At 40.0% G+C, this 11,808-nt stretch carries 13 protein-coding genes; 9 read left to right on the top strand and 4 right to left on the bottom strand.

Annotation, left to right across the window (positions count from 1 at the left end):
• Entirely contained in the window at positions 1-759 is a 759-nt protein-coding gene (phnE, locus tag ACYVRS_RS02915) for a phosphonate ABC transporter, permease protein PhnE (protein WP_396170588.1), read from the top strand.
• Between the two features lie 4 nt (positions 760-763).
• Positions 764-1,567 carry a metallophosphoesterase family protein gene (locus ACYVRS_RS02910; RefSeq protein ID WP_313539157.1) on the top strand — a complete coding sequence of 268 codons (804 nt, stop codon included), beginning with the start codon at positions 764-766 and terminating at the stop codon, positions 1,565-1,567.
• Positions 1,568-1,636: 69 nt separating this feature from the next.
• Here the strand turns inward: ACYVRS_RS02910 and ACYVRS_RS02905 are convergent, their stop codons facing one another.
• Positions 1,637-3,058, bottom strand: coding sequence for a glycoside hydrolase family 1 protein (locus tag ACYVRS_RS02905; RefSeq protein WP_312542741.1), 1,422 nt, complete (start codon positions 3,056-3,058; stop codon positions 1,637-1,639).
• A 169-nt stretch (positions 3,059-3,227) separates the two neighbouring features.
• Here ACYVRS_RS02905 and ACYVRS_RS02900 point away from each other — a divergent pair, with 169 nt between their 5' ends.
• Positions 3,228-3,941 carry a GntR family transcriptional regulator gene (locus ACYVRS_RS02900; protein WP_313539154.1) on the top strand — a complete coding sequence of 238 codons (714 nt, stop codon included), beginning with the start codon at positions 3,228-3,230 and terminating at the stop codon, positions 3,939-3,941.
• 145 nt (positions 3,942-4,086) lie between these two features.
• The gene (locus ACYVRS_RS02895) at positions 4,087-5,409 is read left to right on the top strand and encodes a PTS sugar transporter subunit IIC (RefSeq protein ID WP_313539152.1); all 1,323 of its coding nucleotides are present in this window, start codon (positions 4,087-4,089) and stop codon (positions 5,407-5,409) included.
• A gap of 133 nt (positions 5,410-5,542) precedes the next feature.
• Here ACYVRS_RS02895 and ACYVRS_RS02890 read toward each other — a convergent pair whose 3' ends face one another.
• The 3 genes from ACYVRS_RS02890 to ACYVRS_RS02880 all read right to left on the bottom strand — a co-directional run bounded on the left by ACYVRS_RS02890 (position 5,543) and on the right by ACYVRS_RS02880 (position 7,506).
• Positions 5,543-6,589 carry a peptidylprolyl isomerase gene (locus ACYVRS_RS02890; RefSeq protein ID WP_461202447.1) on the bottom strand — a complete coding sequence of 349 codons (1,047 nt, stop codon included), beginning with the start codon at positions 6,587-6,589 and terminating at the stop codon, positions 5,543-5,545.
• Between the two features lie 134 nt (positions 6,590-6,723).
• Positions 6,724-7,080 (bottom strand): YtxH domain-containing protein, encoded by a 357-nt coding sequence (locus ACYVRS_RS02885; protein WP_312498056.1) that lies wholly within the window; start codon positions 7,078-7,080, stop codon positions 6,724-6,726.
• Positions 7,081-7,506, bottom strand: a complete 426-nt coding sequence (locus ACYVRS_RS02880) for an HIT family protein (protein ID WP_313539150.1) — start codon at positions 7,504-7,506, stop codon at positions 7,081-7,083.
• Between the two features lie 208 nt (positions 7,507-7,714).
• Between ACYVRS_RS02880 and ACYVRS_RS02875 the strand changes: the two genes are divergently transcribed.
• From ACYVRS_RS02875 to trmB, 5 genes are all read left to right on the top strand, one after another.
• Positions 7,715-8,194, top strand: coding sequence for a hypothetical protein (locus tag ACYVRS_RS02875; protein ID WP_313539148.1), 480 nt, complete (start codon positions 7,715-7,717; stop codon positions 8,192-8,194).
• Positions 8,195-8,256: 62 nt separating this feature from the next.
• Positions 8,257-8,985, top strand: coding sequence for an ABC transporter ATP-binding protein (locus tag ACYVRS_RS02870; RefSeq protein ID WP_461197968.1), 729 nt, complete (start codon positions 8,257-8,259; stop codon positions 8,983-8,985).
• A gap of 2 nt (positions 8,986-8,987) precedes the next feature.
• Positions 8,988-10,199: an ABC transporter permease gene (locus ACYVRS_RS02865; protein WP_461197969.1), complete on the top strand. Its 1,212-nt coding sequence runs from the start codon at positions 8,988-8,990 to the stop codon at positions 10,197-10,199.
• A gap of 102 nt (positions 10,200-10,301) precedes the next feature.
• Positions 10,302-11,081 carry a phosphotransferase family protein gene (locus ACYVRS_RS02860; protein WP_461197970.1) on the top strand — a complete coding sequence of 260 codons (780 nt, stop codon included), beginning with the start codon at positions 10,302-10,304 and terminating at the stop codon, positions 11,079-11,081.
• A 57-nt stretch (positions 11,082-11,138) separates the two neighbouring features.
• Positions 11,139-11,789 carry a tRNA (guanosine(46)-N7)-methyltransferase TrmB gene (gene trmB, locus ACYVRS_RS02855; protein WP_054115233.1) on the top strand — a complete coding sequence of 217 codons (651 nt, stop codon included), beginning with the start codon at positions 11,139-11,141 and terminating at the stop codon, positions 11,787-11,789.
• Positions 11,790-11,808: the final 19 nt, after the last annotated feature.

The following is an 11,808-nucleotide window of genomic DNA, read 5'->3' as shown; positions in this document are numbered from 1 at the left end:
ATGACATGGGTCTGGTGCAGTATTTTTATGGCGTTCGTTCTGCTTGCGTTGTTGACATTAGATTACTCTAGCCTAAGTACTTTTTCGCTTACCATGGGGCAGGAAGTGATCAGAGGCTTGAGCAAGCCAGACTGGTCATTCTTTTATGATGGCAGCGGAGAAGATTTGTTTAGTTTGTTACTACTGACATTGGCGATTGCTTGCTTGGGTACGATGATTGCTGCAGTTTTGGCGATACCCATCACGTTGATCAGCGCGGCCAATCTTTGGCAAAGTGCCCCGTGGGTCGCTAAAATGGGTAAAATGATCTGCAATGTGTTGCGTGCCTTTCCAGAGTTGGTGTATGCCATTATTTTCGTGAAGGTTGTAGGCCCAGGACCTTTTGCAGGTGTCATGGCGATTGGTGTTCATCAAATCGGTATGTTGGGTAAACTTTTCACTGAGGAGATGGAAGCGATGAACGATCATTCGATAGAGGAAGCACAAGCAGTAGGGGCCAATTTTTGGCAAACCATGTTTTTTGTTCGGGTACCTTATCTCGCACCAATCTATAGTTCCTTTGCTCTGAATCACTTTGAGATCGCAGTGCGAAGTGCAGCGACCTTGGGATTAGTAGGTGCCGGCGGTATCGGGGCGCCTTTGATTTTTGCCATTCAAACACGCACGTGGAGCAAGGTGAGCATCATCTTGCTGGGTGTTGTCGTCACCGTTTTTTTACTGGATCAATTGACCGGTATCATTAGAAAGAAATTGAGATGATCGTATGAATATATTACACGTTTCAGACATCCATTATCGTCAGCAGTATGCAGCTCAAACCGAAGGCTATCAAGGGATGCTTGGCCGGATGCAAAGCCCGATGATTCCATTGACCACTTGTATCGAACGTGCGAAAGAAAAAAACACAATAGATTTGCTCATTGTTAGTGGAGACTTAACTGAAGATGGTTCTCCAGAAGATTACGCTTATCTCAAGCAAAATCTTCGAGATATGCTAGGCGAGATCCCAATACTTGTTACGTTGGGGAATCATGATATCAAGGCCAATTTTAGACAAGGCTGGTGTCAATCGGCAAGTGAGTCATCGCCATACAATCAAGTGTTTGATGCAGGGGAATTTCGGATCATTTGCTTCGATAATTCTTGTCATGGCTTTGCGGATGGTGTTGTAGATGAAAGGCAATTTTTATGGTTAAAAGAGATCTTAGGGGAAGAGGATGGAAAACCGGTTCTTTTTGTGACCCATCATCATCTTCTTAAAGGGCAAGCTAGTACATCAGCTTGGCCAGGTGCAAATCGTTTGCTCGATTTATTAGGAAACAAAGATATTTGTGCGATATTATGTGGACATACACATCATGCTTATACAGGTACAGTTAGAGGGATACCCTATTTTACGGTTGCAAGTATGTCGTTTGTCGGAGAAGACGAAGGGAACGGCATCGTCCGCTTTGAAGAACGATATGGGTATAATTTATACACGATTACAGCCGGAAAACTGACCTACCATTCAGCAGAAAATTTCCGGCCCAACCATGTATTGATGCGTCTTGATATGCGACAGTAAAAAAGAAGGCAAAGTTCGTTCTAAAGATACTGGAACGGACTTTGCCTTCTTTAATTTGTGTTGCCAATATTATCGAATGAGTAAATCAGTGTCATAAAGAAAGCCATTTTCCTCACTCAATGTTTTATAGAAATAGCCGCTTTTTTTGATGGTTCTTGTTTGTGTCTCTAAGTCTAATGATACAAGACCGTAACGATTTTTGTATGAATTTATCCAGGACCAACAATCAATAAATGTCCACAAATGATACCCTTTAATGTTGCAGCCATCTTGGATTGCTTGCCAAAGATATGCTAAGTGATCTTGGATGAAGGAAATCCGATAATCATCGATCACTTGTCCGGTTTCGTCCATAAACCTTTCTTCATCTGCTACCCCCATACCGTTTTCTGAGATAAAAGCTTCGATATTGCCATAATTGTTCTTTATATCAAGACACAAATCATACATCCCTTTTTCATAAATTTCCCAACCACGGTATTCATTCATTCGTCTTCCAGGCATAATATGATGCTCGAAAAACCAGTCAGGTAGGAAAGGTCCATCAGGGTTGATGGCAGTTAAGCGTGCTTTAACTCGGCGAGGTTCGTAATAATTCAGACCTAAGATTTGTGCTGTATTCTCTTTGATAGTAGCTAAATCTGACTCTTGGTAGTCAGCCGGCATTTGTTCATATGATTTTAAAAGAGTAATCAATTTTTCGGGAAATACGCCTTTAACCATTGGATCTAAGAAACTTCGAGTATAGAATAAATCTGCAATTTCTGCAGCGCGAACATCCGCTGAATTTTGACTTCTAGGAAAAGTTGGACTCAGATTAAGAATTACACCTATTTTGCTTGTCAAATCATATTTTTTGAATGCTTCTATTGCTTTTGCATGAGCCAGAATTGTAAAGAATGCTGCTTGTGCACCTCTTTTGAAATCAATCATATTAGGATAATGAAAATCTTCCAAATAAGAACCTAAGATTGGACCTAAAGGCTCATTGAATGTGAACCAATGGTACACTAAGTCACCAAAATATTGAAAGCAAGTATCCGCAAAGTGAACATAGGCGTCTACAACTTCTCTGGATTCCCAGCCACCTTGGTCTTGTAGTTTCGCGGGCATATCAAAATGATAGAGATTTGCGAATACTTTGATACCATTATTGTTCATCTCAGTAAATAAATCACGGTAGAATGCGATGGCTTTTTTATTTGGTTCTCCAACGCCATCATTTGGAAACATCCGCGCCCATGAAATTGAAACACGGAATGAATTGTGCCCGGTTTGTTTCATTAGTTGAATATCTTCATGATAGCGATGAATGTGATCGGTAGTCGTATCAGGACCGATTCTTTTATAAAACCGATTGGGCTGTTCGTGAAACCATCGTTCCCATACGGTTTCTGCTTTTCCGGTTTCACCTCGTCCCTCAGCTTGTTCAGCAGACCAAGCAGATCCCCACCAAAAATCTTTTGGAAAGACTAATTGTTTTTTTGTCATATCTTTTCCCTCCACTCAATGACATTATTTTAACACCGCTTTCACTTTAAAGTAAATACTTTTATGCAAAAATATATATCTTTTTTTATGGTGTATATTTTTAGTAGCATAAACTGATGTCTTTATGATAAAGTAGGGTTATGATTGTTTGGTGAAAGGAAGTTTTGAAATGAAGAAACAGCCCAAATATATGGAAGTCTATACAGATATCAAGAAAAAAATTGCTAAAGGTACATATCCGATAGGTGAGAAACTACCACCAGGTGATATTTTAGCGAAAAATTATCATACAAGTAAATTAACGGTCAAAAAGGGGATCGATATGCTCGTATCAGAAGGACTCCTGCGTACAAGAAGTGGTTATGGTACTGAAGTATTGCGCACACCAATCGATAATTCAAAAGTATTTGGTCCGAATGAAGGACTGTTTGACTTGGTAGGAGAAGAGCATGTTACGTCGAAGATACATACATTTTCCATTGAACTACCAAAAAATGAAGTCGCTACCATTCTGGGAATCAATCCAAATGAATATGTCTATAATATTATTCGAAGTCGCTTTATTGACGGTGATCCCTACTCAATCGAACAAACCTTTATGCCTCTTTCAGTTATTCCCGGATTGGAGCCGAAGCATTTGGAACGCTCAGTTTATAGGTATATCACAGATGAATTAGGATTAGAAATTAAATCTTCCCATATTTGGATCAAAGGCGATGTTGCGAGTACATTTGATGCAGAAGTTTTATCCATTGATCCAGGTTCTTTTATGATTGAAGTAGACAAAGTGGTTTCATTATCTTCTGGTTTGCCATTTGAATACTCATTGTCTCGCCATTTATATCAAGATTTTATTTTTGAAGCAGTATTTGTAGAGAAATAAAAACCAACGTAGAAGTTGGTTTTTATTTTTTATTTATACAAAGGTATATAATTTTATATAAAGGTATTTACTTTGTTGAAAAGCTGATGTATTATCATGTCATAAGCAATCGCTTACAGCGAAATAGAGGGAGATGGATTGTATTATGAGTAAAAAAGATGCTATTTTTGAAAAATTTGGTATCATTGCGACGAAGTTGGGGAATCAAATACATTTGCGTACACTGCGTGATGCATTTGCAACTTTTATGCCATTTATGATGTTGGCGGGGTTTGTCACATTGATTAATTATGTGATTTTAGAACCCACAGGTTTTATGGGGAAAATCATTGATCCGGCAACGTTAACAACAATTCAAGAAATAGGAACATCAATAAGCAATGGGACATTGAGTATCACGACATTGCTAGTTGTGGCAGCGGTATCATATCATATGTGCGTCAGTAGAAATTATACCAATCAAATCGCTGCGGTATTAGTAGCTATTTCAACATTTGTTGTATTAACACCTATGATGACATTCTTTACACCTGAGGGAAGTCAACAAGCTTTTGAAGTTAGCGGGGTAATACCCGTTACACATACCGGTGCTTCAGGTATGTTTGTGGGGATTTTTGTTGGACTAGCAGCTACAGAATTATTTATCAAACTTTCAAATAACCAAAAACTGCAGATTCAGTTATCGGGTAACATCCCACCAGCAGTGTTGAAATCATTCAATGTGTTGATACCCATTATGATAACAGTCACTACTTTTGCCATTGGTTCTTTTGCAATCAATCAACTATTTCATATGGACGTTAATACGGTCATTACTACTGTAATCACAGGGCCTTTGAGTAAAGTGACGACAGGGTTGCCAGGATTCTTACTCATCACATCGATTGCCAATTTATTTTTTGGCTTTGGCATTCATCAAGCGGTTATTTCTGGCTCACTATTAGATCCGTTTTTATTACAAAATATGCAAGAAAATATGGCAGCTTATGCCAACAAAGAGGAAATACCACATATTATCAATATGGCGTTTAAAGACACTTTTGCAGTGATGGGTGGCTCGGGAAATACGATTGCTTTGCTGATTGCTATATTTATCTTTAGTCGTCGAAAAGATTACAAAGATTTTGCGAAACTTTCCGTAACACCTGCGATATTTAATATTAGTGAACCGATCATTTTTGGATTGCCGATTGTATTCAATATTAGCTTGATTATTCCTTTTGTATTGGCACCAATTTTTTCTTTAACTGTTGCCTATTTTGCCACCGCTGTTGGTTTGATTAACCATGTCGTAGTTCAGATTCCTTGGACTACGCCACCTGTGATCTCCGGATTTTTAGCTACAGGAGGCGACTGGCGTGCCGCAGCATTGCAGATCGCGATTATTGCAGTCAGTGTGTTCATCTATCTGCCTTTCTTGCGTATCGATGAAAAAGTAACATCAAACATGAGTAAAAAAAGCAATTAATTAAAAGTTTTGATTTGAAAATCACATTTTTTGCAGTGCGTGTTTAGGCCAATATTAATGTGAAACGATCGAACACAAAAAAAGTACAACCACTTCAGAGTGGCTGTACTTTTTTATAATTATAAAGGGATAACTATTCAGCAGAAGAATCAGTTGCACTTTCGCTAGTTGCAGTTGAATCATCAGTTGAATCAGTTGCTGCGTCACTGTCTGTACTATCAGTTTCAGAAGAGTCTGTAGCATCAGTTGCGGAAGAGTCAGTTGTAGAATCTTCTGTATCGGCAGCTGTGATGTAATCAGAAAGCAGATCAGCAAGATCAGAATCTTTCATTTTGACATTGGCAGCTTGTAATTCTGTACCAATCGTTGAAGCAACAAATGTGGAATCATTTAACAATGTGTTTTGAGCGATTTCAGTCAATTCATCATTGAATTTGTCCATGTCATTGCCTTTATCTTGGTTTTTCACCATTTTGACAACATAGTAGCTTGTTGTATAAGTTGATGTATCCGTTGCTGAAATGACATCTGAGATTTCGCCATCTTTTAAAGCAAAAGCAGCTGTTTGTACTTCAGTCGGTACATCTGTTGAAGTAGAATCAAATTTGATCGTCCCGCCATCTTCAGCAGTTGCTGTGTCAGTTGATTTATCTTTTGCAATCTCACCAAAGTCAGCGTCATCTTTATTCACTTCATCTAAAACATCATTTGCATCATCTTCACTTGCTACTTTGATGATTTGTGCTTCTACTTCAGGATGGAAAGAATCCCAAGCAGTTTTCAATTCGTCATCCGTGATATCCATGTTGGCTTTCAAACCTTCTTGTAAAGACAATTGTTGTCTAATTTGTTCACGGTAGGTTTTAGTTGTGTAACCAGCAGATTCTAATGCGGATTCAAAGGTATCACTGCCGCCATATTGATCAGCAGTCGTATTGAATTGTTCATCGACCATATCATCGGTCACTTTGTCGCCATATTTTTCATCGAATACTTTTAAGACGATCAATTGACGAATCAAACTTTGGTTCGTTGAATCTGTTTTTGCTTCATCGTAAAAATCTTGAACGGTGATCGTACCACCTTTCATTGTTGCAATTTCTTCACTGGAACTGCCACAAGCAGCTAATGCAAAAAGGCTCATTGCACTGACAGCGGCTAAAATCAATTTTTTCTTCATTCTAGTAAGCACTCCTATTTCGTCAAAATTCTAAATAATCACAAATCCTACTATACCACTTCTATAAAAGGTTGGAAAGAAAACCGTAGATGTTTCAAACAAAATTCATAAAAACTACAATGTTTCTTAGGAGACTACTCTTCATCGGCGGTTTTAGCTTGGATCGTTGTGACATGCTGATTGAGTTGCTCAAGCTGGGTTTTGATCCGCTCGATCCGTGGTTGGGCTTGGAATTTAAACGATTCTAGATCCTTTGTGAAAGATTCTGTCACTACTGGGATCGTTTCGTCTATGGTTTTGCGGGTGACCATCACAGCATCTTTTAAATGTTTGACACTATCATTGAATTCAAGGGTTGCTTCCGTGGTTTCATCCAAATAACGAATCATCTGTTCGCGGGTTTCTTGCCCGCTTTTAGGTGCAAACAAAAGCCCACCTAAACCGCCGGCTAATGAACCGAAGAACAAGCCTTTAATGAATTGACCAATCATCTAACGCACCTGCTTTCTGATTTTATCTGCGATATCTGCTAATTTTTCAGTCGTATAGTCTGCTGTATGGTCGCCGAAATGCATTGAGAAATCGTCTTCTTTGCTATACCGAGGAATCAAGTGGATATGGGAATGAAAGACAGATTGATAGGCCAAGGCTTTATTATTATTGACGATATTCAACCCCTCGATCTCAGGAAACGCGTCTTCGATGGCTTGAGCGATTTTCGGGATACGGGAAAACACATCCGCTGCTAACGCATCATCAAAGTCAAAGATGTCCATGACATGTTTTTTGGGGATCACAAGGGTGTGGCCGGGTGTGACTTGAGAAATATCCAAAAAAGCATAAACGACATCATCTTCATATACTGTATGACTAGGAATCTCCTTTTGACTGATTTTACAAAAAATACAATTGTCCATTGCAAGAACCTCCTTTATCTATTCATCTTACTTTACCATATTTGCTTGCATTTCGTCAGATTTCATTCATAAATCACAATGGCAAAACTGCTCTATCAAAGAACAACAAAGTTTGATTTGAAAAAATAATAAAACTTCTCAAGAAACGCTTGCATTTCAATTCTGACAACCCTAGACTTAATCTTAATGAATCGGAAAGTAGGATTATATGAAACCAATTATAAAAAAAACGCTGCAACAAAAGAAAACCTTTCCCGAAAAAGCACGCTACCTGGCGTATGCCTACAAAGAATGGCTGATTGCAGGCATCGTGATCATCGCTGTCGGCGGCTCGCTGATTTATTCAGTGACCAGACCGAAAGAGGAGTTTGTCACAGCCGCCGTTGTTTCAGAAAGCGCATTGGATCAAGATACGCAAAATGGACTGACAACTGTGGTCAGCCAGTGGGCGAAGGCGCAGGATATCGATGAAGACACGCTGACGATCAATTTTGTCTCCTATGATGAACCAGCGGCTGTTCAAGCGTTCACTACACGTTTAGCAGCGGGGGCCATTCAGATCGTGGTCTATCCGACTGCAGAATCTCAGACTTGGCAAGATCGTTTTGGCAGTCAAGACTTGGCAGTAGAAACGCTATCTGTTGGAGAAGAAGACTATAGTTTGCAAGTCACCAACCGCTTTGATTAGTTGATGGACTACTGTTGCATACGCCAAGGCATGGTATAATTGGCAAAACGGAGGAGAAAAGAATGACACTACAAGTAGAAAATGTGACGGGCGGCTATCATCAGCTGCCAGTATTGAAAAATATCGATTTTACGATCGAAAATGGTGAATTGGTCGGATTGATTGGACTAAATGGTGCAGGAAAAAGTACCACGATCAAAGAGATCATCGGTCTTTTGCAACCCCATAGCGGCAAGATCATCATTGATGGATTGACGTTAAAAGAAAATCCTGAGGCCTACCGCAAAAAAATCGGGTATATCCCAGAAACCCCTTCTTTATATGAAGAACTTACGTTGCGAGAACACATTGAAATCACAGCTATGGCCTATGGATTGCCTCAAGAAGAAGCAATGTCCCGAGCGGAACGGTTACTCAAAACATTTCGATTGGAAAACAAACTGGATTGGTTCCCAGCCAATTTTTCTAAAGGGATGAAGCAAAAGGTGATGGTTCTTTGTGCTTTTTTGATTGAACCAAGTGTCTATATCATTGACGAGCCCTTTTTGGGGTTAGACCCATTGGCGATCAATGCTTTATTAGAGTTGATGAATGAAATGAAACAGTCTGGTGCGGCGATTTTGATGTCAACCCATATTTTAGCTACCGCAGAAAAATATTGTGATAAATTCATTTTGCTGCATAATGGCGAGATTCGTGCCCAAGGCACATTGGCGCAATTACAAGCGGAATTTAAAACACCTGACGCATCACTGGATGATCTGTACCTAGCGTTGACAAAGGAGCAATAACTATGACTGATTTCTTTTCTCAACGATTGCAGCGCCACCAAAAACATATGATGCGTTATTTACGCTATGTGTTCAATGATCATTTTGCTTTGATTTGTACGTTTTTAGTTGGTGGATTGGGGTTGTATTATTCTGAACTGTTAAAAACATTGCCTCAACCGTTTAGGATCGGTGGCTGGATCGTTTTATTGTTGTGGATAAGTGCTTTGTCCTTTGGTCGTCTAGCCACATTAACGAAACCAGCGGACTTGATTTTTTTATTAGCGAAAGAAAGTCAAATGGCTGCTTATCTGAACCGGGCTGTGCGCTACTCTATGTGGCTGCCTTTTGGTGTGCTTTTTCTGATCGTCGGGGCTTCGATGCCATTGGTGGTGGTTTCTGTTGACATGCCTTTCTCTTCCTTTCCTCTATATGTTCTCCTGATGTGGTTGTTGAAAATCAGTGATTTAACGATCCAGCGGCTGCGGTTGTATCAAGATACGACCGCCCAAAGCAAGCGTCAACGGCTGATCTGGCTGTTGGCAGTCATTGCTTCCATCAGTTGCAGTTTGTGGCTCACGCCTTGGTTAGGTTTATTATTGGCGGTCGTACAAGCCCTTTGGTTTGTCTTCTTCTTAAAAGCGCCCAAGCATTTGCTGGCGTGGGATCAGATGATCCAAGTGGAACAAACTCGGTTGCATCGAATCTATCGTTTTATCAATCTGTTTACGGATGTACCGCAAATCACAGCACAAGCCAAACGCAGAAAATATCTGGATTGGCTCTTGAATTGGGTACCTAAAGACCACAAGAACACCTATCTTTATCTTTATCTGCGACGCTTGATTCGGGGAAGTCAATACGGTGGACTGTATGTTCGTCTCACGTTGATTGCCAGTTTGATTCTTTGTTTTGTACAAGAGACGTGGCTTAGTTTGCTGATTGGCTGTTTGTTTATTTACTTGATCGGCTTTCAGTTGCTTCCATTGACCAATGAGTTTCAATATATGGTCTTGACGCACTTGTATCCGGTACAAACAGAACAAAAAGTTGCTGCGATGAAAAAAGTTTTGGCACTGCTGTTATTTTTCGCAGCGTTGATTTTTGCGGTGATTGGTGGCTTTACGCTGACATCACTCAGTCAATGGGGATTAACTGCTGGCGGTTACTTCATTTTTACCGGAGGATTTTTGAAAATCTACTTGCCAAATCGCCTCAAAAAAATGAATCCATGAAATAGATTGTTTTTCTCAAAAAAAGCGAACGCATATGCGCTTGACGGCGACACTTTAGGAAGCTAGAATAAGAGTTACTGTGAAATAAGGAGAGAAGTAAGGATGGATATTCGTTTGGATCAAGATTGGCGGATGCGGCCAATCAAAGGCGACACCGGAAAAGCCTATATTGGGCTTAAAGACGACGATAAAGTCTTTATCAAACGGAATACGACTCCGATGCTAGCAGCACTCTCTAAAGAGGGCATTACGCCGAAGCTCGTATGGACGAAACGGACGGGCAACGGTGACACACTATCGGCACAAGAATGGTTGGATGGACGCGTCTTAGACCCTGAAGAAATCGGTCAACGCAATGATGTGATCGATGTATTGTATCATTTGCACCACTCCAAAACATTGGCGCAAATGTTAAGCAAAATCGGCGGCCAAATCATGACCCCAGAAAAAATGGTCAAAGAATTTTCGGAAGATTTGCCAATATCGGTGGCGCAAAATCAATTCATCCACCTCGTGACGACTTATTTAAAAAAGAATATTCCAACTTTTCAAGCCCAAAAAGCAACGGTTGTGCATGGAGATGTCAACTATCGTAATTGGTTAGTGTGTCAAAACTATCTGTATTTGGTTGACTGGGATTCCATCATGTTTGCTGATCCAGCCATGGATATTGGTACGATCTTAGGCCATTACGTTCCTCTATCTAGCTGGCCTCATTGGTTGATGCGTTATGGTATCCACGGCAGCAGTGAAGTGATCGAAAAAATTTATTGGTATGCCTTATTGAGCATGCTGCAAGAAGTCAAAAAATATTATCTGCGGGGCGATTTTAAAGCAATGAACGCAGAGATTTTACAATTAAAAAGAATTTATAGTGAATAAAGCCAAGATGGAGCACAATAAACTGGTTCCATCTTGTTTTTTCGGAGAGGAAAGATTATGAGAGTAAGAAAACGCGCGGGTGCACCAGAGCTTGTGGCAGCCCATCCAGAATTTGTGGTAGCAGATCCTACAGAATGGAAAGGACGCTGGCAAGAACGGTTTGGCAACGACCACCCGATCCATATTGAAATCGGTATGGGAAAAGGACAATTTATCACAGGAATGGCAAAAGCCAATCCAGACATCAATTATATTGGTATCGAGATGCAGATCAGTGTCGTATCGATTGCCTTGGATAAATTGATCGCCGAAGAAATCCCAAATGTTCAATTATTACATGTAGATGGTTCGGCGTTAACTAATTATTTTGCAGACCATGAGGTAGATCAAATCTACTTGAACTTTAGTGATCCGTGGCCGAAGAAAAAACACGAGAAACGTCGTTTGACCTCGAAAGCATTTCTTGCAGTAGATGAACAGATCATTCGTCCAAATGGTGAAATCCATTTTAAAACAGACAACCAAGGGTTATTTGAATACTCATTGGCTAGTTTTTCTCAGTATGGCATGATATTGAAACAAGTCTGGTTAGATTTGCATACAAGTACGTATGAAGGCAATATCATGACTGAATATGAGGAAAAATTTGCCAATCGCGGGCAACGGATCTATCGTGTCGAAGCCCAATTTGTGGCAGAAGAAAAATAAATAGCAATGCTCGATCAAG

It is taken from the genome of Enterococcus salsurae (assembly GCF_054784955.1).
The sequence above is the reverse complement of the archived record's forward strand: the minus strand, read 5'-3'. Positions and strand labels throughout refer to the sequence as shown.